18 protein-coding genes are annotated in these 22841 nt (G+C 65.2%); 8 read left to right on the forward strand and 10 right to left on the reverse strand.

Annotated features, from left to right (window positions below; translation table 11 throughout):
- Positions 1–3: 3 nt before the first annotated feature.
- The 5 genes from PGN27_RS13635 to PGN27_RS13655 all read right to left on the reverse strand — a co-directional run bounded on the left by PGN27_RS13635 (position 4) and on the right by PGN27_RS13655 (position 6756).
- Positions 4–1104, reverse strand: coding sequence for a cytochrome P450 (locus PGN27_RS13635; RefSeq protein WP_335328730.1), 1101 nt, complete (start codon positions 1102–1104; stop codon positions 4–6).
- A gap of 141 nt (positions 1105–1245) precedes the next feature.
- Positions 1246–2799: a bifunctional 3-(3-hydroxy-phenyl)propionate/3-hydroxycinnamic acid hydroxylase MhpA gene (gene mhpA, locus PGN27_RS13640; RefSeq protein ID WP_335326590.1), complete on the reverse strand. Its 1554-nt coding sequence runs from the start codon at positions 2797–2799 to the stop codon at positions 1246–1248.
- Positions 2796–4682 (reverse strand): acyl-CoA synthetase, encoded by a 1887-nt coding sequence (locus PGN27_RS13645; RefSeq protein ID WP_335326591.1) that lies wholly within the window; start codon positions 4680–4682, stop codon positions 2796–2798. The genes mhpA and PGN27_RS13645 overlap by 4 nt, the downstream gene beginning before the upstream one ends.
- A complete protein-coding gene (locus PGN27_RS13650; protein ID WP_335326592.1) occupies positions 4679–5617 on the reverse strand; it encodes a fumarylacetoacetate hydrolase family protein in 939 nt (312 codons plus the stop codon). Before PGN27_RS13650 ends, PGN27_RS13645 begins: the two co-directional genes overlap by 4 nt.
- Positions 5614–6756 (reverse strand): VOC family protein, encoded by a 1143-nt coding sequence (locus PGN27_RS13655; protein ID WP_335326593.1) that lies wholly within the window; start codon positions 6754–6756, stop codon positions 5614–5616. The genes PGN27_RS13650 and PGN27_RS13655 overlap by 4 nt, the downstream gene beginning before the upstream one ends.
- A 110-nt stretch (positions 6757–6866) precedes the next feature.
- On the opposite strand from PGN27_RS13655, the gene PGN27_RS13660 reads away from it, so the two are divergent.
- On the forward strand, positions 6867–7595 hold the full coding sequence (locus tag PGN27_RS13660; protein WP_335326594.1) for a TetR/AcrR family transcriptional regulator: 729 nt from the start codon (positions 6867–6869) through the stop codon (positions 7593–7595).
- Here the strand turns inward: PGN27_RS13660 and PGN27_RS13665 are convergent.
- Entirely contained in the window at positions 7592–8116 is a 525-nt protein-coding gene (locus tag PGN27_RS13665) for a type II toxin-antitoxin system RelB family anti-toxin (protein ID WP_335326595.1), read from the reverse strand. The two genes, PGN27_RS13660 and PGN27_RS13665, sit on opposite strands and share 4 nt — an antisense overlap.
- Positions 8117–8202: 86 nt before the next feature.
- Between PGN27_RS13665 and PGN27_RS13670 the strand changes: the two genes are divergently transcribed.
- Complete coding sequence (locus PGN27_RS13670) at positions 8203–9351, forward strand: benzoate/H(+) symporter BenE family transporter (RefSeq protein WP_335326596.1); 1149 nt, start codon at positions 8203–8205, stop codon at positions 9349–9351.
- 9 nt (positions 9352–9360) lie between these two features.
- Here the strand turns inward: PGN27_RS13670 and PGN27_RS13675 are convergent, their stop codons facing one another.
- The gene (locus tag PGN27_RS13675; protein WP_335326597.1) at positions 9361–12942 is read right to left on the reverse strand and encodes a hypothetical protein; all 3582 of its coding nucleotides are present in this window, start codon (positions 12940–12942) and stop codon (positions 9361–9363) included.
- Positions 12943–13449: 507 nt separating this feature from the next.
- Between PGN27_RS13675 and PGN27_RS13680 the strand changes: the two genes are divergently transcribed.
- The 4 genes from PGN27_RS13680 (at position 13450) to PGN27_RS13695 (ending at position 16135) form a co-directional block, all read left to right on the forward strand.
- Positions 13450–13791: a hypothetical protein gene (locus tag PGN27_RS13680; RefSeq protein ID WP_213448571.1), complete on the forward strand. Its 342-nt coding sequence runs from the start codon at positions 13450–13452 to the stop codon at positions 13789–13791.
- Between the two features lie 192 nt (positions 13792–13983).
- Positions 13984–14352, forward strand: a complete 369-nt coding sequence (locus tag PGN27_RS13685; RefSeq protein ID WP_235733322.1) for a hypothetical protein — start codon at positions 13984–13986, stop codon at positions 14350–14352.
- Positions 14353–14451: 99 nt separating this feature from the next.
- Positions 14452–15540: a methyltransferase gene (locus PGN27_RS13690; protein ID WP_335326598.1), complete on the forward strand. Its 1089-nt coding sequence runs from the start codon at positions 14452–14454 to the stop codon at positions 15538–15540.
- Between the two features lie 334 nt (positions 15541–15874).
- Entirely contained in the window at positions 15875–16135 is a 261-nt protein-coding gene (locus PGN27_RS13695) for a lipopolysaccharide assembly protein LapA domain-containing protein (protein WP_335326599.1), read from the forward strand.
- A gap of 73 nt (positions 16136–16208) precedes the next feature.
- Here PGN27_RS13695 and PGN27_RS13700 read toward each other — a convergent pair whose 3' ends face one another.
- From PGN27_RS13700 to PGN27_RS13710, 3 genes are all read right to left on the reverse strand, one after another.
- Positions 16209–16649: a pyridoxamine 5'-phosphate oxidase family protein gene (locus tag PGN27_RS13700; protein WP_335326600.1), complete on the reverse strand. Its 441-nt coding sequence runs from the start codon at positions 16647–16649 to the stop codon at positions 16209–16211.
- A 707-nt stretch (positions 16650–17356) separates the two neighbouring features.
- Positions 17357–18772: a DHA2 family efflux MFS transporter permease subunit gene (locus tag PGN27_RS13705; RefSeq protein WP_335326601.1), complete on the reverse strand. Its 1416-nt coding sequence runs from the start codon at positions 18770–18772 to the stop codon at positions 17357–17359.
- Positions 18773–19410: 638 nt separating this feature from the next.
- A complete protein-coding gene (locus PGN27_RS13710) occupies positions 19411–20325 on the reverse strand; it encodes a LysR family transcriptional regulator (protein ID WP_335326602.1) in 915 nt (304 codons plus the stop codon).
- Between the two features lie 182 nt (positions 20326–20507).
- Here PGN27_RS13710 and PGN27_RS13715 point away from each other — a divergent pair, with 182 nt between their 5' ends.
- Together PGN27_RS13715 and PGN27_RS13720 are read left to right on the forward strand one after the other, a co-directional pair.
- Positions 20508–21725 carry an FAD-dependent oxidoreductase gene (locus tag PGN27_RS13715; protein WP_335326603.1) on the forward strand — a complete coding sequence of 406 codons (1218 nt, stop codon included), beginning with the start codon at positions 20508–20510 and terminating at the stop codon, positions 21723–21725.
- Between the two features lie 38 nt (positions 21726–21763).
- A complete protein-coding gene (locus tag PGN27_RS13720; RefSeq protein ID WP_335326604.1) occupies positions 21764–22657 on the forward strand; it encodes an alpha/beta hydrolase in 894 nt (297 codons plus the stop codon).
- Positions 22658–22841 lie beyond the last annotated feature (184 nt).

Raw genomic sequence — 22841 nt, forward strand, 5'->3', positions numbered from 1 at the left:
TTCTCATGCGGCGATGAGGCGGATGGGAAGTTGGGCGTAACTGCGGATGATGTTGTTGACTCCCCAGATCGGTTGGCCGGTCACCTCGATGCGGTCGACGCGCTCGATCAGCGCCTTGAGCATCGCTGTGGTCTCCAACCGGGCCAGGCCCTGTCCGGCGCAGGCGTGTGCACCGCTGCCGAACCCGACGTGCCGTCCGGCATCGTTACCGATGTCGAACACATCTGGGGCATCCCATTCCCGTTCGTCCCGGTTGGCCGAGGCGTACATCACCAGCACCCGGGCACCTGCCGGTAGGCGGACGTCCGACACGACGCACTCCCGTGCCGTCTTGCGGGTAAAGGCCCGCAGCGGCGACTCGAAGCGGACCACTTCGTTGATGGCGTGGGGAATTCGGGCCGGATCATCTTTCAACAGTTGCCACTGCTCGGGGTGGGTGGCGAACAGATACAACGCACTGGAGATTGCGCTGATCGTCGTGTCCAGCGACGGCGCGATGTAGTCGATGAGCAGCGGTGGAACCTCTTCGGCGGCCAGCGTGCCCTCGTCGACGGCAGTCAGCAGCTCGTGAGCCATGCTGTCGGGCAGTACGTTGCGCTCGCGCACCACCCGCTGGGCGAAGCGCAGCATCTGCAGGCTACGCGGAACGGCTTGTAACGCCTGCGCATTACCTGGCCCGAGAATGTCGAACGTGGCTGCACCCCAGTCGAGTAGGTGCTTGCGTTCACCACGTGGCCACCCAACCAGATCGGGCACGACGGCCAGCGGCAGGGCGGTGGCCAGGTCGGCAACCCCATCCACGGTCCGCCGGGCCAGAGCGGCATCGACGATGGCACGTGCCAGGGCGTCGACGTCGTCGCTCAGGGTGCGCAGTGCCCGGGGCATCAGCCGGTGCGCGACGAGCTTGCGGCGCCTATTGTGATCGGCTCCGTCGCTGTTGAGTGTGGTCCCCCGCGACAGACGATTGGTCAGCGGATTCGCCGCCACACCATACCCGGAAAGGAAGAGATCATCGTCGCGTAGCGTCGCCTTGCATTCGCTGAAGCGCGGCAGCGCATAGAGGCGTTGTCGAGGAAGCCACACCACCGGACCCAGCTGGCGCATCGCTCGGTAGTGCGGGTACGGCTCGAGAATCGCGGAGCGGGTGTAGATGTCGGGGCGGTATACCGGTACGGCCGTAGGCGGGCGAAACACGTCGGCGATTCCTGTTCGTCAAGACTGGCTGCGGGTCAGACCCGTGCATGCCTACGGGTGGGCGTGGTGGCGATCGCGTCGAAACAGCGGCACTGTGCGACAGATGGTGTCGAGGTTGCGGCCGGCAGTCATGACCGTGCCATCGGGTCGCACGACTGCGCCCGCGAGATGCCGGCGGCGCAACCATCGATCCAGGTCGGACCCTGCCGCAGCGTAGACAGCACATGCACCCCGGAAAGTGATGGTCTCCTGTTGCGCAGCGGTCAGAGCGATATTGGTGACTACACCGAAGCGTGGTCCGAGATGTTCGTCGAGGCGGATGCCGTTGTCGAGCAGTGAATTCGGACACAACTGCCCAGCAATGCCACCTGGTCGCAGCGAGCGCCGCACCATCGACGAGGAGTGCAGCGACGGAGTGCGGGAGTCGACGACCTTCGCTCTCAGTCCCGGTACCACATGCAGGTACGGCAGCAACACCGATCGCGCCGCGGCACCGATCCGGCCTCCTGAGGTCATGGCCCGGCCCACGTTGAGCGCCAGCGAGATCATGTGCCGTGCGTGTGGGCGACGCTCGGTCTCGTAACTGTCGAGCACGCTCGGTGCAAGATGTCGGTGGTGCACGCCGGCGATCTTCCACGCCAGATTCATCGCGTCACGCAGACCGGCTCCCATGCCCTGGCCGATGAACGGCGGTGTCAGGTGCGCGGCATCACCGAGCAGGAACGTGTTCCCGCGGCGCCAACGGTCGGCGAGTTGCGCTCGGAATGTGTACTCCGCGGTGCGAATCAGACGTAGCGAGGCGTCGTCGACACCTCGCATCCAGGGCGCGATCAACGGACGAAGTTCGGTCAAGGTGGCGTAATCGTCGACCGACTCGTGGTCCAGCAGGCGGAACTCCCAGCGGTAGCGATCGGGACCGATCCGCATGTACGTCCCGGCTCGATGCTCGTCACAGAGCTGATGCACGCCCTCCCACTGCTGTAGGTCGGCATCGGTCGCGATATCGACCACCAGCCAGCGTTGATCGAACCTCATGCTGCGCATCTCGGCGCCGATCGCCTTGCGGACAATGCTGTTCGCCCCGTCGCAGCCCAGCACGAAGTCCGCGCCGATCACCGAATCCTGGCCGGTCGCGCGGTTACGCACATGGAGGCGGAGCGGACTGCCGGTGGTCAGCACGTCGACGACCTCTGTGTCACCCCGAAACTGCGCGTGCCGATACCGAGTCAGATTGTTTCGCAACACTTCTTCGAGTTGCGGTTGGTCGAACATGTTCGCGGCCGGGAACCCGTTCCGCGTGACCCGCGTATCGCGCCGGAATCGCGCCAGCACGGTCATGTCACTGTCGATCAGTTGGAGGCCACGGGCCGGCCAGGCGATGCCGGCGAACTCTTGCGCGACCCCGAGGCGCCCCAGGATGCGGTAGACCTCATCGTCGAGATGGACCGCCCGAGGTTGCGGGTAGACCTGCGACCACCGGTCCAGCACCAACGTCTCGACGCCGTATTGGGCCAGCAGTGTCGCGGCCGTGATTCCCGTGGGACCGCCACCGACTATCACCACCGGCACGTGCTCGACGGACTCCTGTTGCGTAAAGCCGCTCACGGTTCGGTGATCTCGTGATTCACCGCGAACGATTTCACCGTCCGCTCCACAGCGGCGCGGTCCGCGGTCGCTGCCAGGTCGATCATGACTACCGGCACTCCTGCGTCGACCGTGCCGCGGACGCTGAGCACCCCTGCGTGATCGCTCAACGCCTCGGCCACAGCATGTTCGGCAGCGATGGCACGAAGCGGTACCTTGTAAGGCTTGCCGACGTCGGTGACCGGTATCGCGTCGATGACCGTGACGCTCTTCGGCGCCGCGGCGCGTTCGGTGATGTGCTCAGCGGCGAAGGCCGCCAATTCATCGCCGGTGACGGTGGCACCGGGTCGGACGGTGACGAATCCGACCGGTACCTCACCAGAGTGGACGTCGGGTCGCGCCACGGCTGCGGCCGCGGTGACGTCGGGATGAGCCAACAGCGCGTCCTCGATGATTGCGGGATCGATGTTGTGGCCGCCACGAATGATGAGGTCCTTGGCCCGGCCCGCGAGGTAGATGAAACCCTCCTCGTCGACACGTGCCAGGTCTCCGGTGTCGAGCCAACCGTCGCGCAGTGCACCGCGACCGTCGAGCACGTAACCGTCCTCGGTACGTTCGCTCACATAGCCGGGAAAAACCGTTGGCCCACTGATGGCCAGTGTGCCGACGTGACCAGGTGAAACATCCTGCCAAGAACCATCTTCGGCGGTCTCGACGACGCGGAGTTGCTGGTACGGCATGCGCTGTCCTACCGATCCGGGTCGAGGATGGTCGGCGAAGCTGCGCGCACTGGCGCATGTCGCCTCGGTGAGCCCGTATCCCTCGACCAGATTCACACCCGTGGCGCTGAGGAAGTCGTGGCGCACGGTGTCGGGTAACGCGGAGGCACCCGACACCGCCGAGGTCAGCGTCGTGATGTCGGCATCGACCGGAATCTGGGCGAGCACCGCATAGACGGTCGGTACAGCGCTCATCGCCGACAACCGGTAGTGCTCCACGATCTTCCAAAAGTGTTGATAAAGGCCCATATCGCGGTATCCGAGCGGCCCTGCCCACACCACCGACCGGCCGCGCAGTAAGGGTGCCAGCAGGGTGACCAGCAGCGCGTTGACGTGGAACAGCGGCAGCGCCGCGAACACCACCGCATCATCGGCGAGGTCTGCGCTGAGCGCCACCATCCAGGCGTCGGCCACTTCGTTGCCATGGGTGTGCGCGGCCAGTTTGGGCATTCCGGTGGTTCCGCCGGTATGAAACAGCGCGGCCAACTGGGCTGGATCCGGGGTGCCGTCCCCGAGCGGTTGCGGGTCTTGTTCGGCCGCAAGTGCCGACAGATAGCCGACGGTGATACCCGGCAATGCCGGCGGCGCTTGAGGTTCATCGTCGGCCAGTGTCGGCCGCACCAGCAGCACGGTGTCGAGCAGACCGGCATCAGCCAGAATGGCCGCGCGTTCGACACCTCTGGGGTCCAGGTCAGGTGCTGCGGTGATCAACAGGCGAGCACCTGAGAGTCTGGCCAACTCGAGAACGTGCTCGTCTGACAGAGATCCGTTGATGGGTACCGCGATGCCGGCGGCCTGCGCCGCCAGTGTGGCGGTGATCAGTTCGTCGCAGTTCGGACTGATCAGCAGCACCGCGCTCGCGCGGTCGACTCCGCACTGGCGTAGTGCTTTTGCGGTCCGCGTGACATCCTCGGCAAGTTGGCGGAAGGTGCGGCGGGCGCTCCTCTGATAGTCGGCCCCCTCCGGCAGAACGGTGATCGCGGTGCGGTCAGGCCACAGCCGTGCGGCCCGCAGGACCACGTCGTAGGTGGACTCCGGGAGTCCACGACTCTGCAAGGGCACCTGCTCGATGGAAGGAAGGTCCTGAGGCGATTGGGCGGCAGGCCACAACAGATCGGCGTTCATGCGTGGCGCACCGTCAGCCGCTGCACACCGAGATCGATGGCCCCGTCATCGGTTCCGATCGATGCTTCGACAATGTCGCCGTGCTGCAGGTACTTCGGGTTGTTGGCTTGGCGGGAGAAGAAAGCCTTCCATTTCACCGCGGGCGGCAACAGGTTTCCGATGATCTCGATGGGTTTGGGCGGGGCGACCAGCGCGGTGCCGGCCGGGGTCCCCGTCAGCACGAGATCGCCCGCGGCGAGGTCTTGGAACCGAGCGAGTGATTGCAGTGCCTGGAGCGGGCGGTACAGCATGTCGCCTTCGACCAGCGCGTTCTGGCGTTCTTCGCCGTTGACCGACAGCGTGAGCCGCAGATCGGCGAACCGCGCCAGTTCGGCGGCATCCAGGAGCACCAGCGCAGGCCCGACCGGGGTGAAGGTCGGGTACGACTTCGCCTCGTAGAACTGGGTTTGGGGAAGTTGGATGTCACGGGCGGAGACGTCGTTGGTGATTGTGAGTCCGGCGATGACGTCGGCGAGATCGTGCTCCGTCACGGTGGAGCCGGCTGGGACATTGCGCCCGATGACGAGACCGATCTCGACTTCGTAGTCCAGCAGCCCGACGTGTGCTGGACGCACGATCTCCCCGAACGGCCCGGTGATGGACGCCGATGATTTGCGAAAGAACGTCAGCGGCACCGTCTTCGGGTCCATCCCTGAATCCTTGACGTGGGACTCGAAGTTCGTCATCTGCGCGATCACCCGGCATGGCGCGGTCACCGGCGAGAGCAACGTGAGCTCGTCGACGGACACCGTGTCACCACCGGCGGCGGCCGCGTCGATGGCGGCGCGATCGGCGAGTAGATCGGCCGTGGTGGTCGCCGAGGTGACGATGCGGGCAGCGCCGGCGGGGGTGTGGACCCACCAACCCTCGGAGGTACGCAGCACAGACGTGGTCATGAGATCGCTACTTTCAGTAGGCCGACGAGGCGGTTGAGATCGAATTCGTTGTTCGCGCGCAGCGCGTTGACCATCGAGGTCACCTGATGCGGTACCGCACGCGGGCTGGCGTCGAGGAAGTCCTTTGTCGCCGGTGGCCCCCACTGGGCCAATCCGGATGCGGTGAACGGGGCCCAGCCGGGCTCGAGCGTGTTGTCGAACATGTCACCATCGGCGAAGTGTTCGACAAGGAACCCATCCGGATCACGCCAGTAGTCGAACAATTGGCTGCCCTGAATGTGGCGACCGATGCCCCACGACCGGAAGTAGCCGCGCTCACGCAGGTATTCACCGCCGGCGGCCAACGCGTCGAGATCACTGACCTCGTACGCCGAGTGCACGTACTGATTCGCCGGCCCCAACGCCAGCGCCAGCGTGTGGTGATCCGCCGGAGTGGTGCCGCGATCGCACCGGATGAAACTCATCGCCGGACCGCGCGCCCGCTGCCCCGGGAAGAACAGGAAGTCGCTGACGATCATCCCGAACGTGTCCAGATACCAGTTGAGCGTCTTCAGATAGGTGGTGGACTGCAAGACCACGTGACCCAACCGCTGAACGCGTGTCGGCACCCGCGGCGGACGGACGGTGTCGTTGATGCGCGTCAGGGCCTGCCCGGTATTGAGGATCTGCGGCGTCTGAACAGGCTGGCCCGGCAACTCGTGCATGCCGGCGACAACCTTGACCGCCATCCCGCTCGGATCGGTCAGCTGCACCGCCGTCCCACCGATGGATTCCGGAAGCGCGCGCAACGGGGCGCCGGTCTTGTCGGCCAACCGCAGCACGTCGACCTCGTCGGCGGCCCGCAGAGCGAGTCCCGCGAACCGGGTTCGCTTGCCGCGACGCAGGATCACACACGGGCTGCCGGCTTGCGTGCCGCGTAGTTGGACCTCGTGCGGCTCGCGCAGCGCGATACCGAATCCGAAGGCACGCGCGAAGGCTTCGGCCCGGATCAGATCGGGCTTGTCGAACTCCAACCAGGCGATGTCCGCGACACGAATGAGCGGATTCTTCACCCGCCCTGGATGTTCATCGCGCAGCGCGCCGTGTTCGCTGTGCAGGTCCTTGTGGCCGTCCTGACGCGGCTCTGCTGCCTGGGCCACGCTGCACCTCCTCGAATCGACTTCTGATGAAATCGTCACATACGCCTATTCAGTCAGTCAAGGTGAGTTGACGAAATCCTCAGAATTGCCGCGACTGCTACCATCGCGCCATGGATCTGCCCGAGCGCGGTATTGCCGCAGCTGCGGATGCGCCGGTCAGTCGCCTGGAGCGACGCAAACTGCGTACCCGTCGCGCCTTGATACGCGCGGCTCAGGGCTTCATCGCTCACGGAAAGACGAGCGTGCCGATCCTTGAAATCACCCAGGCGGCCGATGTGGGCATGGGGTCGTTCTACAACCACTTCGCCACCAAGGAAGAACTTTTCGATGCGGCATTGGCCGATGCCCTCGACGATCTCGGCGCCCTGCTCGACACATTCACCGGTGCCATCTCCGACCCCGCCGAGGCCTTTGCGGCCAACTACCGGTTGAGCGGCCGGCTGTTTCGCTACCGTCCTCAGGAAGCAGCATTGCTGCTCGCGCACGGCGGCTCACTGATTCTGTCGAATCGTGGATTGTCGCCCCGCGCGCTACGGGACATCACCGCAGCTATCGATCAGGGTCGATTCACGATCGACGATCCGGAGTTGGGCCTCGCCATCGCCGGAGGCATGTTCGTCGGGTTGGCCACACTGCTGCGGGAGCGGCCCGAACGCGACACTGCCGAGACTGTCGATGCCGTGACCGAACGTCTGTTGCGAACGCTCGGCATGACGCCCAAGCAGGCCCGAACACTCTGTCAGAAAGAGCTTCCGGATATCTCAGTGCTTCATGATTCACCCGACCGGTGGCCTGCGCTCATGGCCCCCGAAACCCCTGCTGGTTCCAGCGATGACTAGGAAGCACGCACCGGTGTGGTGATGACGACCACCGCCTCGGCAGCACCGTCGACGGTGGCATACCGATGGCGGCGATCGCTCGACCAACTGAACGCGTGTCCCTCCTCGATCAGAGTTTCCTGACCGATCGGGCCGGCGAGCACCCGTCCGGCAACCACGGTGAGATGTTCCCGCGCACCGACACCGTGCGACGGCGAGACGTGCTCGGCCCCAGCGGGAAACTCCAAGCGAAAGACCTCGACGGTGACCTTGGGCAAGCTCCGCACGGACAGCAGGACCGCCCGCATCCCACCCGCGGCGGCCGAAAGAACCCCGGTGCCCTCGCCGACCAGCGCCGTCAGGGGCACGTCGAGGGGTGCGCTCAGGGCGTAGAGGGTCTCGATCGTGGGATTGCGTTTGCCGGATTCGATCTCGGACAGCGAACCCTTCCCCACGCCGGCACGACGCGCCAGTTCCGAGAGGCTGAGGCCCCGCTCCACCCGTAACTCCCGCAGTCGGCGACCGATGTCTCCAGCATTCATGGGGCCACGGTACGTTCTACACACAGAACGTTCCGTTAACAGAACGGAGACCGCAGGTGGAAAATGGCGTATCGAGAGCTGTGCCGGTGTCCGCCGGGGTGGTGTGCGCCCTCGTCGGCTTCACATCGTCGTTCGCGGTGGTCCTTGCGGGGTTGCGTGCTGCGGGGGCGAATTCAGACCAGGCGGCGTCGGGTCTGACGGCGTTGAGCCTGGCGATGGGCGTGTCCTCCATTCTCTTGGCCTGGAAGTTCAGGATGCCGATCACCAGCGCATGGTCGACGCCGGGTGCCGCGCTGCTCATCAGCACCGGCGCGACGGCCGGCGGATGGCCCGCCGCCGTCGGCGCGTTCCTCGTCACCGCCGTGCTTCTGCTGGCCACCGGGCTGTGGCCAGCGCTGGCTCGCGTGATCGCCCGCATCCCGAACTCGGTGGCTCAGGCGATGCTGGCGGGGGTGCTGCTGCCGTTGTGCATCGCGCCAGTGACCGCGCTGGCCGGCGATCCGGTCGTGATTGGCCCGGTGCTGGTGGTGTGGCTGGTCGTGTCCGTGATCCGGCCCCGCTGGGCGGTACCGGCGGCATTCGGCGTTGCACTTCTGGTACTCGCGGTGGCGCTCGCACGGGAAAAGTCGGCACCACCGGCATCAGCGTGGATACCGCATCTGCAGGTGACCGCGCCCAGTCTCACTGTTGCAGCCGTCACTGGCATTGCACTACCGCTCTACATCGTCACGATGGCCGCACAGAACATCCCCGGTGTCGCGGTGATGAGCGGATTCGGCTACCAGATCCCCTGGCGTCCAGCGCTTTCGGTCACGGGATTCGCCTCGCTGGTGGCGGCACCGTTCGGTGGTCACGCCGTCAACCTGGCCGCCATCAGCGCCGCTTTGGCGGCCGGACCGGACGCCGACCCCAACCCTCGGCGTCGCTGGATTGCCGCAGTCACCACCGGAGTTGTGTATTGCGCGCTCGGCGTGGCGTCGACGGGACTGGCGTTGGCCGTGCTCGCGGCCCCAGCCGGCCTCGTGCAAGCGGTCGCCGGGATCGCCCTGCTCAGTGCATTCGCCGGTGCCTGCGCCGGTGCCATGGCGGACGAGTCTGCGCGTGTCCCGGCTGCAGTGACCCTCGTCGTCGCAGCCTCGGGAACGACGGTCGCAGGGGTTGGTTCCGCGTTCTGGGCACTACTGGTGGGCGTGATCGCCCACCGGCTTCTCAAATCGGCCGCGACGCGCACCTGATCGAGCGGGCTACTTCGCAGCGACGGTGATGAGGAGGTAGTTGCCCGCCTGCCAACCGTTGAGGAAAGCGCCGATCGGGATGGCCAGGCCTTGACCGATGGGCTTGCCGGTGTTCGGATCCGTGGCCGAGCTGTCGTTGACGTAGATGCGACCGTTGGCGAGGTCGACCTGCGTCACCACCGCCGCATGATCGGTCTGCGTGTAGCTGTCGGTGGGTCCGGGGACGTAACCGAAGGTGCTCCACACGACGGAGACCGGATAGGCGACCATGGCGGCCTCACCTCTTGCCAAAGCGGCCTGCAGATCACTGAGAGCCTGTTGGCCGTCGGCCTGGGTGGCGGTCTTGGCGGCTCCTTCTTGGGTGTTTCCACCGCCGTAAGTGTGCAACGTGGCGGTGACGTTGAAGTTCTGGTTCGCCAGCGCGACGGCATCGAGGCGGGTCACGCCGTCTTCGGAGTAGTCCCCCAGATACATCTTCTTCCCGGGGGTGGAGACACTGTCGGAGGCCGCCGCGAGGGTGGACATCTGCAGCTCGGTGGGAGAGTTGGATCTGGTCGCCTGACCGATGGCCATGGCCGTAGCGATCAGTTGGCAGTTGTAGAAGTTCTGCTCGACCCAGTAGCGCTTGTTGTACTCGGCATCACCGAACTGTCCGTCACCGGTGACATTGACGTCCACCGTGGTCTCGGCGGTGCCGGCGTCAGCCATACCGACGTGAAGAGCCCAGTCGTGCACGAACCGGGCGAGGGCACCGAACAACCCGGGTCCTTCTGCGGCGGCGCCGTTGTCTGCTTCGACGGTGAAGGAGTCGCGCACACCGGGTTGCACAAGGGCGGAGTCGGGCGTGTAGGTGTAATAGCCGGTGGCCGAGTCGAGTTCAACTGTGCCGTAACGGGGTTGGGTGGTCACGGTATAGGTGACCGGATAGCCGTTGACGTTGGTACTGCGGATCCAACCACTGACCTGCTTGTCGGCGCCCACCGGGAGACTGGTGCTGCTGGAGGCCGTCAAGGGCCGATTGAAGAAGATGTAGGCCAGCTGCCGGCTGAGGTCGTCACCGGCAGTGGGTACCGGGGGTGTCGGGGCGACACCGGATCCGTTGTCGCCATTGGAACCTCCGCTTCCGGCTGCACCTGGGTCCGCGACTGTCTGGCCGTCTTTACTGGCGCCGCCGTAACCTCCTGCGCCGGCCTGTCCCCCGTAGCCGTTGTTCCCGGCACCGGTGCCACCGTTGCCGCCGTCGCCACCGGACCCGCCGGCGCCGCCGACGCCGGGATTGGTATCGGCGTTGCCACCGGTTCCGCCGCTTCCACCCTTGCCGCCGGTTCCGCCCTGACCGGCGGGCATGACGCTGGTGGCGGCACCACCGTTGCCGGCATTGCCACCGGATCCGCCCGTCCCGCCGGTACCACCCTGACCGGGGTCGGTACCCAAGCCACCGGTCGCGCCATTGCCACCGGCACCACCGTTGCCGCCGTCGCCACCGGATCGGCCGGGGCCGCTGTCTGCACCGTTGCCGCCGTTGCCGCCCCTGCCACCGTTACCGCCGGGCGCGCCGGTCTCGTCTGTCCAGGAACCGTTACCGCCCGATCCGCCGTTGCCGCCGTCGCCACCCCATCCGCTGGTGCCGCTGACGCCGTTGGCCGTGATGACGCCGAAGAAGGCCCCGAGACCCGCCTCTCCTCCCAGACCACCGACGCCGGCGTCGCCCCCGTTGCCTCCATTGCCGCCGTCGCGGCCGGGGCCGGTGGCGGTGCTGGTCGCGTTGACGCCGTTACCGCCGAGTCCGCCGTCGCCACCGGTTCCGCCGGTGCCGCCGTCACCACCGAGTCCGAAGATCATGCTGCCGTTACCGCCGCGACCGCCCTTGCCACCCGGTCCGCCCGCGGCACCGTCGCCGCCGTCGGCGCCGGGCGCCGAGCCGTTCGGGCCGCGCACTCCGGCTTGGCCTTGGCCACCGTTGCCGCCGCGGCCACCGGCGCCGAACACCGCCAGCATTCCGACGCTGCCACCCGCGCCGCCGTCACCGCCGCCGCTGCCGCCCGCGCCGCCATCGCCGCCGTTGCCCATCCATAGGCCGCCGCGACCTCCGTTGCCGCCGTCGCCGCCGTGATCGCTCACGCCAGTCCGCGGGGACGCACCGCCCACGCCGCCGTCGCCACCAAAGGCGAACACCGCCAGCAGTCCGCCGTTGCCACCGTCACCGCCGCGCCCACCGAAGCTGCCCGCGCCACCGACACCACCCGTGCCCGCGCTGCCCCACAGCGACACCAGACCGGTGTCACCGCCGACTCCGCCGACACCGCCGGTCTGACCATTGAAGATCGCTGCCCCGCCGGCACCACCCGCGCCTGCGTTGCCCCACAGCAAGCCGCCACCGCCGCCGGAGCCACCCTGGCCGCCGCGATAGTTGCCGGTCGAGACACCGCCGTCACCGCCGCCACCGCCGTGTCCGAGCAAGCCCGCCGCACCGCCGCTACCGCCGCGGGCACCCGTGACGGTTTCGGCCGCAGCGCCGCCGAATCCGCCGTCGCCGAACAGCATTCCGCCGCTACCGCCGTTGCCGCCGGCACCGCCGTTGTAGAGCGCCAGCCCGGCTCCACCGTCACCGCCATTACCGAAGAGGCCGGCGTTGCCGCCGTTGCCGCCACCCCACCCGTTGCCGCCACCGCCACCGAACAAGCCCCCATTGCCGCCGGTGCATGTGGTGGCACAGGTCTCGGCCGTCCAGGAGTAGCCGAAGCCCCAAAGGATGCCACCGTTCGGGCGGGCTGCGGTCCCGTTGCCGATGAAGAATGCGACGAGGTCTTCCAGCGTCGGCATGTAGAACGGGGGCAGATTCGGAACCACTGCCAGTGCGGCATTCGGAGAGATGATCGTATTGGCCACAACGATATTGGGTTGCAGGAGCTCATCGTTCTGCGCCGTCAGTGAGGCATCTTCGGTCTGCGTGGCCGCCCGTGGCGCAGACATCGTCGTCACTGCCGCGATGCGCTCGGTGGCTTTGATCGTCGGAGTGTCGGAATCCCGCACGTCATGTGTGTCGAGGACCACCTCGGGCCTGCTCGACGGTGTTTCTGAGCGGGTCGACCCCGAGGTGTCGGTGTTCGCTCCGCCAGAGTCGGCGCCTGTCGAGATCGTCGACGCATCCTCGCTCTTTGCCGGATCTATGGCATCGGAGTCTTTCGAGTCAGAGTCCTTGTCCGTGCCGGACGTGGCACCGCCCGTCCTGTCGTTCCGGACAGCATTGTCGGCGCTGCCGGTGACACTGTCGTTCGCGGCATCGGCCTTCTTGGGTCCCGTGGATACCGAACCGGAATCGGTCGACCCCGAACGTTCTGGCCCCGTTGACGAACCGGTGTCCGAGCTTGCCGACGAGCCGGTGTCCGAACTTGCTGACGAGCCGCCATCGTCGGCAACGGCCAGACCGGCTTGCGGACCCAGAACCAGTGCCGCGCCGACGCCCGCCGAGGCAGCGCCGAGCATCAGCCAGCGGCGGACGGCGAAGTTCTCCGCACGGCGGTGCTTGCCGTTGCGCCTACGCCCTGCATTGCCCGGCTCGTACATCGTCGCCATAAGTTCCTCAGCCATCTGCCGATATTGACGCCGGCGACAATCACCGGGCGCACTGAACTGTAGGGCATAGGCGTCGTTTGCACAGCAAATGCCACGAAGTCGAAGACACATCGATTCACGGGCCGAACCACTCAAGCCGCGGATCGCGAGTGATCCACCAGATGCCCTACGAAAGATGAAGGCCAGGGCTTCGGTCGCATCGGGTTCCTCGCCAAAGAGCTTGGGGAGCCCTGTCTCACAACGGTTCAACCCCCGGTCGATGAACATCGATACACGCTTACATCGACAGTCCACCCTACTGACGGCTATCTCGGGAGGAATCTCGCCGACGCAGTAAACCTGCCGCAATTCGCCACGGTCAGGTTTCCAGCAAACTCGTGCGGTTTTCGCCCACCCCATGTCAGCCCGTCACTGGGCTATCCACCCGGTCATGACCGAGCCCGACCGGACCTGCCCGCTTCTCGGCTGAACCGATGCGCGAAAATCTCCGGGTATCGCACGCTGGTGAAAGGCGGGAATCGGGTGACAGACGTCGAGGATCCAACGGGCGGGATGTGGAAAGTCCGGCGCAAGACGTGGTGGTTCCCGTCGAACGTCTTCGGCCTCAACGATGTCCTCGACGTCGTGTTGTTCGTGGTGCTGCTGCCCTTCTGGCTCGGCTGGCCGTTCTGGTTTCTGGCCAAGCTGCTCGGAGTGCCGTGGGTCATCGTGATTGAGCGCGGTGACGAGACAGTAGGCACCGAGCGCGTCAAGGGACTACGCGCGGCGAACCGACGCGTGAAGGTGATCACCGAATCCCTCAGGTCGACTGGTAGCTATCCCCCGGTCGACCCGGATGCCGGCACGTGGACGGAATTGCGGTAGCACGTCGGATTATCCGCACGGATCGCTCGCCCGGGAACGTCGAACATCGATGCACGAATACAGCTGCACAACGCGTTCACGTGGAAACGCCGGGGCTTTCGACGCAGGTTGACCGCTCGATTCGCGATGTTTCGGACGCGTTCTGGCACGCATGCCGGGCTTCGGCACTCGTCAACGTCTAGCGTGGACGAAATGGGATTGTTCAGCCATGAGGAGGTTCGAGACCCGGACGACGGCGTGACCGGCAGCGCTGGCGGCGGGGCTGTTGCGAGGGCTCGCAGCGCTGATGTTGACCAATTCGCGTCAGATGACCCCGTGGTTGTTGGTCCGGGGATACCGCCAGACGATGGTTCGTGCGGCCAGTACGCCATTCAGTTTCACGTCTCGACGTCGATGCTCGTCGGACTGACACGTATTGCCGGTATGCGCGGGGTGAGCGTGCCGGAGGTGTGCCGTCAGGTCATCGGTGTGTTCGTTGCCCAACAGGAGGGCGAGTTGGGCGCGTTGCTCGCGGCTGAGGCCGAGGCGGCCGACTACCGACCGAGTTTGGGTGAGGCGTAGGCTAATCCGCCCAACGGGTATCCAGGCCAAAAGGTCTCCGGCAGAGCTTCTTTGGTCAGCTACACCTGATCTCACCGTGCCGGGTAGTAGCGTGCACGGATGGCAACGACGCCGCTCCCCGTGGTACTGGCCACGCTCGCATTGCGACGCAGACTCAAGCAGTTCGCCGACAAGCTGGTGCCACCGCAGATCGCCATGCTGGACCTCGGCGAGGGTGTCGCCGGTGTCCAGATCGCCGCGTCCATCGCCGAACTCGGGATAGCCGATGCGCTCGCGGAGGGGCCGATGACAGCGGCGGCGATCGCCGCCCGGATCGGCTGCGACGAAGAGGCCACCCATCGCTTGCTGCGTGGCGCCGTCGCGTGCGACCTGTGCACGATGGACCGCCGCACCGGTGCGGTGAGGCTGACCCGCATGGGCGCGGTGCTGCGCAGCGACCACGCTGCAACCTTGCAGGCCTGGATGCGCTACAAGGGCATGCGGTCGACCGTCGACGCCTGGGGCGAACTGGCCGCCAGCGTGCGAAGCGGTCGCGGCGCGTTCGAGATCGTGCACGGCATGTCGGTGTGGGAGTGGTTTGACGCGCATCCGGACGAGCGCGAGGTATTCGCCGCGACGATGCGCCAGGCCACCGACATCAGCGCCCGTGCCATCGCTCGGGTGTACCCGTGGCCCGACGGTGCCGTGGTGTGTGATGTGGCCGGCGGGATCGGCACGCTGCTGTCGGAGATCGTGGCCGGGTCGCGTGCGAACCTGCGCGGGATCCTTGTCGACAGTCCGGGCATGATCGCCGAGGCCGAACTGCTGCTCGCCGAACGCGGTGTCACCGACCGCATCGACCGAGTCGAGGGTGACATCTTCCGTGCCGTTCCTGTCACCGCCGACATCTACCTGCTCAAAGATGTCCTGCACGACTGGGACGACGCCCGCTGCGCGAAGATCCTCGGCGCCGTGTCGGCGAGCATGCCCGTCGGCAGCAAGCTGGTAGTGATCGAGTATCTGCAGCCACCGAATCGACCGAATGCGTTCTCGCCGCTTCTCGACCTGCACACGTTGACCCAAAGGGACGGCGGACGCCTCCGCTCGTCTGACGAATTGTCGGCACTGCTCAACGCTGCAGGATTGAGGCCCACCGGCCGGGCGTTCTCTGTCGTGCCGCACGATCTCATCGAGGCGGAGAAGCTCTGAACGCGTCTCGCTGAACGAGCAGCGGACAGCCAAACCTACCACCGGTATGAGACACATCACGCTCGATTCGGCGTGCGGATTCGGCTGCTGCCGACGTCTATTCAGGTAACTGAACAGAATCCCGGCACCGAGGAAGTAGGGCACATCGCATGAGCAAACACCGCGGAATCGTCAGCCGTCTCTTTGAGGGACTCGGGCGTGTTACCTGGGGCGTCGTCAAGCACAAGGTGCGCGAACGACGCGCCCAGCGGCAGCAACGCCAACGCTGACGGCACGAAAGCGCCTTGGCGACACGCCTTTAACTGCTAAACCCACTACTTGAAGGAGCATCATCATGACCACTCCCATCGCAGATCGCACCCCCGGCCGCCGTTCTGGGCGCATCGCCACCAAGTTCGGGCTCATCCTCGCGGCAGTACTCGTCGTGGCTCTTGCTGTTTTCGCGCTGCAGAACACGCTTCACGCCACCGTCAACTTCCTTGGCTGGAACTTCGATCTGCCCCTAGGCATCTGGCTGCTCGGCGCCGCAGTCCTCGGCGCAGTCATCGCACTGATCGCCAGCGCCGCCCTTCGCGTGCGGCGCGCCATCAAGTGAGCCGGTGGGTTGGTTCATCGGCCTGCCGTTGGGCAATCCGCGCGGGCTTCGGGGTGACTGAGGCTCGTCGCGGCTAGTCCTCGTCCGATGCGGAGTCGCCGTAATGCCAAGACCGGGTTCGCACGGGGGTCACGTAGATATAGGTGGCACCGGGTCGGGGCGCGGTGGGCCACTCGGACTCTGGCACGCCCCGCGAGCGGGCACCGTGTCGTGCCAGTTCCAGCGTTTCAGCGGGATCCCGAACGATGCGTGCGTGACCCTGGAACATCACTCCACGGATATCGGCCATGGTCGAGCCGTCTTCGAGCATGACGCTCACCCTCGGATTGCGCTCTATGTTGGCCACTTTGCGCGTGCCGTCCCGCACACCCATGACGACATCGCTGTCCAGCCGGAAGTATCCCAGCGGAACGGTGTGTGGGAATCCGTCCTCATCGATGGTGGTCAGGATCGCCCAGCCCGGACGGCTGTCGAGAAGCGCCGTGATTTCGTCGTCAGTGAGTTTGCGCGGCATGTGACGAGGTTACGCGGGGGCGGCTCTCGACCGCATTGCAGCGAGAGCTTTGCGGCCACCCCCTCATTGTCGTCGGACTCGGAAAGCGGCGCTGCTCACGTTGTCGGATTCGTGGTTCAGCGGCGTCCAACACTGGCGGATAAGACTTGTTCAGCCATGACGGTCCGGCGAATGCGTCCACAATGCTGCGGTTCGCGCCGGTGCTGGGATCGCTGCGAATGCACGACGGGCTGATGTTGGCTCATTCGGGTCATATGATCCGGTCGGGGTTGGTCCGGGGATACTGCCCGAGGATGATCCGTGCGGTCAGTTTGCCGTGCAGTTTCACGTGTCGACGTCCATGCTGGTCGGGTTGACACGTATTGCCGGTGAGCGTCCCGAAAGTCTGCCGGCAGATGATCGGTGTCCTCGTTGCCCAGCAGGAGGGCGAGTTGGGTGCGCTGTGCGTTGCTTGCTGCTGAGGCCGAGGTTGCCGAATATCGCCCGGGTCTATCATGCTGAAATATCCTGCTGTGCATGGCTTTACAGACCTGATGGCACACCGCACCCTGCACAGCAGGCTTCCAGCAATGACTTTGGGCGTTCGTGCGAACGCTGGATCCGCATCCCAGGGCTGTCAAAGCGAACGACGCTGGCACGACGCGGAATCAGACATCGTTGACGATGTGGCAGTTGCCTGTCAGTCCGATGCTGAGACGTCCCTCCGGTCAGAATCTGGTCTTACGGGCGCGCCGCCATGTCATCATAGCTAAGCCTAGGGCAGCACCGACGGCAACGAGCGCTAACCCCACCGAAACCGAAAACGCAGCGTGGACACCTTCAATCGTCACTGCGGCCCCCGGCCCGGCGACTGATTGCATCACGCCGATCAGCGCCGCTGTACCTGCGGCACCGCAGAGCTGTTGAGTTGTGCTGAATGTTGCGCTCGCATCGGGCCCTTGAACGGGTGTCACAGCGTCCAGGGCGACGGTCATCATCGGAGTGAGCAAGCCGGCGAGGCCAACGTGCAGTGCGATGAACGCCGCAGAGACTGTCCCGATCCCGCCTTCTTGGGGCATCACCGCGAAAGTCACTGTGGCGGCAAGGACGATCAGCGCCGCGGGGACCATGACCGGTGCGGCGCCGATACGGTCGACGAGTCGTCCCGACAATGGGGACAGCAGGGCAATCATGGCGCCACCGGGCAACATCATCAGACCGGTGAGGGTGCTGCTGGTGTGCATGACATTCTGCAGAAGCAAGGGCACGATGCTGACCGTCGAGAACAGGATGGCACTCACTGCGGCCGCAGTCGTCATCGCCAAGGCGAATCTCGGTTCGGCGAAGGTACGTAGATCCAGGTAGGGAACGCGGCTGCGGGCCATTCTGACCTGACGTGAAACGAATACCGCGATCAACCCCAGTCCGCAGGTCAGGCATGCCCAACCAGTCGTGGCTTCGCCACTCTGGATGAAGCTCAGCCCGAGTACCGTCCCGCCGAAGGCGAGGACGGACAAACCCATCGACCACAGGTCCAATGGCGCCGACTCGGTGCTCTGGTCTGCTGGCAATGACCAAGTACCGAAGAAGAGAACCGTCAGCGCCACCGCCAGGATGATCCAGAACAATCCGTGCCATCCGACCAGTTCCAGTCCGAATCCCGAGGTCGCCGGTCCCAGCGCAGGTGCCGCCCCGATAACAATCGACGCGGTGCCCATGACCGTCCCGCGCCGGTGGGCGGGTACGTGTTGGGCGATCGTGGTCAGGAGCGCCGGCATGACGAGAGCCGCCCCGGTCGCCTGGACGATCCGCGCCATCAGAAGTACCGCGAATGACATGGTGAGCGCAGCGCTTAGTGTGCCGGCCACGAAACCGATCATGGCGGTGAGGAACAGCCGGCGAACACCGAATCGACGCAGCAGGAATCCGCTCGCCGGGATGACACAGGCCATTGTGAGCATGTACGCACTGGTGACCCACTGTGCGATATCCGCGCTGACGCCCAGATCGTTCATGATTGAGGGCAGAGCCACGGCCAGGATGGTTTCGTTGAACACCACCAGGAACGCCGCCACCATCAGCGGTGTCAGCGTCCTGCGCAAAGAGATTGGTTGCGATTCGGTGGGTGCGGTGGGGTTGGTCACTGAGGGTCTTTCTTCCATGTTGGCGCGGGTGTGTTGGGGTCGAGCAATGTTCTGGTGAGCCCCTGCATCCGACACGGCGTTCGAGTTGAGGTATGCACGATGTGTGCGGGCAAGGCCGACCGGGCGATGACGCTCGGAAACTGATCGGACAAACTTTGGTTAGTGCAGGCCCGGTATCAGTCGGGTTGCTCGGGCTAGGGAATGACTGTCGCCCGTCGGCGAGGTACGAATGCTCAGAAGCCCGTTGCCTGGCTGGTACTTTCTGGAGGCGGTCGTGGGCAGGGAGTCCAGGCGTGCACTGCGCTGGGGGTTCTCGCGAACAGCGCGCACGCGTGTGGTCGCGGTCCTTGCGTAATGCACGATCCACGATTCCGCCGCCGGGCGATCACACACGCAACACAATGCTTTCCTCCTGGTGGCGGGCGCAGGTCGCCCCGTCGGGCGTCAGGTGCGGCGACGGAGGGGCGCCGAGCGACACCTTGGGGCCATACCGTCGTCAGCAAGTCTGCGCCAATATCGGGTATCGGGGAACGCCAGATTGCTGATGGCCGGTATAGCTAGAGCTGATACCGCCATGCGCCAGGAGGGCGACTCCTCGTTGTTGGCTCGAAACTGATTGTCATCCTCCAGACGCGAAGTTACGAGTGAGAAGGTGTGTGGCCGTCGATGATCTGCCCAGCCTTCGCGGCTAGCTGGCGCAACCAGATATGGGCGGGATCTCGTTCATTGATGGGATGCCACCACAGGGACTCGACAAGGTAACCGAGATCGAATGGCGGTTCCACGACCACGATGTCGTGCTTGGCGGCTTCGAGCCGTGCGACGCGTTCAGGCATCAAACCGATCCGGCCAGATCCGGCCACGAGGTACGGCACCGCCAGGAAATCCTCTGTGGTGATGGCGGCCCGGATGGAAACGCCTTCGGCGAGCATTCTCGGCATCGGCGAGAATCTCGACAGTGGCTGCCGGTACGCGACGACCCACGGCCGATGGTTGAGCTCATCGACTGTCAAAGTGTCGGCCGCAATCTCGGCGGCTACCACGCAGACCCAGCGATCGCGGTAGAGCTGCAGTGTGGGCATGTTGGCCAACACACCCTGCGGCAGCACGATGGCATCGACGGTACGCAGGTGGTCGGAGGCTGCGTTCACGTAGTGAGGGCTGCTGTGGTGAAACCTCACACGAACGCGCGGCGCTTCCTCCGCCAGGAGATCGGCCAGCACCCTGCCGAAAACCGGCATATGACAATCGGCGATGACAATGGTGAATTCGTGGTCGGACACTGTGGGGTCGAAGTCCGGGCGCGTTTGCAGAACACGCTCGGTCCAGGCCAATGCTTCACCGGTCTGTTCGACCAGGCGCTCCCCCAACGCGGTCAGCTCATAGGCGTTACCCACACGGCTGAGTAGCTCATCGTGGTAATGCCTGCGCAGGCGCGCCAGCGACGCGCTCAGCGACGGCTGACTGAGTCCCAGCCGCTGCGCCGCCCGCGTGACGCTGCGCTCCTGCAGCAGCGCGTCCAGTGCGACGATCAGATTGAGATCCAAAGACACCCTCAGCTCCCCCTTGGCTATCAGCCACGCCTATAACGGTCATCAGCAATCTCATCTTCCCTGATTGCCCCAGCTGGCTGAGACTAATCATGAGGGATGGTCACCCACCCGCCCGGGTCCTTTCCTCTCACGCGCCCAGCGTCAGGGCGGGGCGTCGTACGACCACACCAGGAGGTTGTTGCATGTCTTTGCGTGTCTTGATCGCCGGAGGCGGAATCGGCGGCTTGTGCCTGGCCCAGGGGTTGGTCAACGCCGGCGTCGACTGCGAGGTGTTCGAGAAGGCTCCCGGCATCGTGCAGACCGGATACCGGCTGCACATGAATGCCATGGGAGGCACAGCACTTCGTAAATGCCTTTCGGACAATCTATTCGAGCTATACATGCAGACCTCGCGGATCAATCCCCGACGTGAGCTGTTGGTGCTCATCGATGATCAGGGCCGCGAGATCGGCACCCGGCCTCACTTCGGGCCACACAACGATCCGCACCGTCCGCACACCGCGGTCAACCGCCGCACCCTGCGGCAAATCATGGCCGTCGGGTTGGAAGACATCGTGCACTACGGGCGCACGGTGACCGGATTCGACGTCGACGCCAACGGCGTATCGCTCACCTTCGCTGACGGCAGTACTGCTGCAGGTGACGTACTGGTCGCCGCCGATGGCATCAATTCACCTATCCGCCAGCAGCTGCTACCCGAGGTGGAAGTCCTCGACACCGGAATGCGCGGCATGGCCGGAAGGGCCCCGCTGACCGACGATCTGATCGCCGAACTGCCCGAGGCGTTGTTCGATGGCTTCACCGCCGCCAGAGGTCCGGGCGGAGTCGGGTTCGCCTACGGGGCCTACCAGCCTCGTCGACCCATTGCCGAGGCGGTGGCAGAACTGGCCCCTGGAGCGGACATCGATCCCGTTGACCCCTACATGATGGTCAACCTCGGCCTCGATCCCGGCAGTCCACTGCTCTCGACCATCAAGGACCTCCGAACCGCGACCTCCGAGGAGCTGCATGCCGTGATGCGCGCCGGTGTCCGTGGCTGGCACCCCGGCCTGGTTGAGCTCGTCGAGCGCGTCGACGTTGCCACGGTATTCACTTCATGGATCCGGCGACTCGATCCCGCGGAACCCTGGACACCGAGCCGAGTCACCCTCTTGGGTGACGCTATACACGCGATGCCACCCAGTTTCGGCGCAGGCGCCAACAGTGCGCTGCGCGACGCCGCTGCGCTCACCGCCACCCTTGCGGATGTGGCAGCGGGGAGAATCGGCGTGCTGGACGGTATCGCCGCGTACGAGGCCGATATGCGTGCTTCGGTGTTCCCCATCCTGCGCGCATCAGCAGATCCGCGCGCCGGTGACCCCAACTTCCGACCCGACGAGCTCTACGCCGGGCATAACTGAACGCGCGCCGCATCCCATCGTTGAAAGGAACGGGCACAATGGCTTACACCGAGGACATCGAATTCGATCTATCCGGACTCACCCTTCGCGGCAAATTGGTGCGACCAAGCAAGGGTGACTGTGCTGCACCGGTGGTCATTCTTCAGTCCGGCCTGGGCGGCACGGCCGAATCCCTCTATGGAAACGCACCTGCATTCCTCGACGCAGGGCTCGCCGTGCTGATGTATGACCACCGGTGCACCGGCTACAGCGACGGTGAACCGCGTCAGCTCTTCGATCCTTGGCAGCAGTGCCGCGACCTTCGTGACGTCATCACCCATCTCACGATGCGCCCAGACGTCGACGGTGACCGAATCGGGCTGTGGGGAGTCAGCATCGGCGGCGCCAACGCCATGTTCACCGCCGCGACCGACCGCCGCGTCAAGGCGGTCACGGCGATCATTCCGCCAGTCAGCGGATGGAGCGCCCGCCGCCTGCAACCCGCCGACACCCTCGCCGATCTCGAGGCCCTCATTCCCGCCGAACGCCAGGCGGCATTGCGCGGTGAAAGAGCAGCCACGATCCGGCTACACGGCCACCCTGAGCCCGGAAAACCAGTCATGTTCAGCGACCACGAAGGACTCGAGTTCGTCGAGAACGCCATCAAAGACCTCCCCAGCTTCCGTAACGAAATCACCATCTCGACACTGGACCACCTCTTCGAGATGGAGGTTCGGGCCTACGCAGAACGAATCACCCAGCCGCTGCTGATGATCCTGGCGGCCCAGGACACCGTGGCGCCCGTCGAGGAAGCTCGCGAGATGTACGACCGGATCCCTCAACCCAAGGACCTAATCGAGTATCCGGGTCAGCACTACGAGATCCTGTCCAACCATTTCCCCGAGATCATTGCCCGTTCTGCGAAATGGTTGGCCGACGTCCTGATCGACTGACCCGCAGCTGTCGGCGACAAGCAATTGCACCAGACACCAGCCGCATGCGTTTGACCGTCCGGATCAACCGCTTCAACAGCAAGTACGATCCTGGCGTCGTTGAAAACTCCTGCCGTGCAGCCGGTATCGGTGACGCATCCGTGGGTTCTGTGGCCGGGATAGCGCGAGTACCCACTGCTTGTGA

Source organism: Mycolicibacterium neoaurum (genome assembly GCF_036946495.1).
Classification (GTDB): domain Bacteria; phylum Actinomycetota; class Actinomycetes; order Mycobacteriales; family Mycobacteriaceae; genus Mycobacterium; species Mycobacterium neoaurum_B.

What these genes read in the sequence shown, in the direction of transcription:
- PGN27_RS13635 (WP_335328730.1), bottom strand. Translation starts at nt 1,104, where the DNA reads ATGCGCCAGCTGGGTCCGGTGGTGTGGCTTCCTCGACAACGCCTCTAT.
- PGN27_RS13645 (WP_335326591.1), bottom strand. Translation starts at nt 4,682, where the DNA reads ATGAACGCCGATCTGTTGTGGCCTGCCGCCCAATCGCCTCAGGACCTT.
- PGN27_RS13650 (WP_335326592.1), bottom strand. Translation starts at nt 5,617, where the DNA reads ATGACCACGTCTGTGCTGCGTACCTCCGAGGGTTGGTGGGTCCACACC.
- PGN27_RS13660 (WP_335326594.1), top strand. Translation starts at nt 6,867, where the DNA reads ATGGATCTGCCCGAGCGCGGTATTGCCGCAGCTGCGGATGCGCCGGTC.
- PGN27_RS13665 (WP_335326595.1), bottom strand. Translation starts at nt 8,116, where the DNA reads ATGAATGCTGGAGACATCGGTCGCCGACTGCGGGAGTTACGGGTGGAG.
- PGN27_RS13675 (WP_335326597.1), bottom strand. Translation starts at nt 12,942, where the DNA reads ATGGCTGAGGAACTTATGGCGACGATGTACGAGCCGGGCAATGCAGGG.
- PGN27_RS13685 (WP_235733322.1), top strand. Translation starts at nt 13,984, where the DNA reads ATGGGATTGTTCAGCCATGAGGAGGTTCGAGACCCGGACGACGGCGTG.
- PGN27_RS13690 (WP_335326598.1), top strand. Translation starts at nt 14,452, where the DNA reads ATGGCAACGACGCCGCTCCCCGTGGTACTGGCCACGCTCGCATTGCGA.
- PGN27_RS13695 (WP_335326599.1), top strand. Translation starts at nt 15,875, where the DNA reads ATGACCACTCCCATCGCAGATCGCACCCCCGGCCGCCGTTCTGGGCGC.
- PGN27_RS13700 (WP_335326600.1), bottom strand. Translation starts at nt 16,649, where the DNA reads ATGCCGCGCAAACTCACTGACGACGAAATCACGGCGCTTCTCGACAGC.
- PGN27_RS13715 (WP_335326603.1), top strand. Translation starts at nt 20,508, where the DNA reads ATGTCTTTGCGTGTCTTGATCGCCGGAGGCGGAATCGGCGGCTTGTGC.
- PGN27_RS13720 (WP_335326604.1), top strand. Translation starts at nt 21,764, where the DNA reads ATGGCTTACACCGAGGACATCGAATTCGATCTATCCGGACTCACCCTT.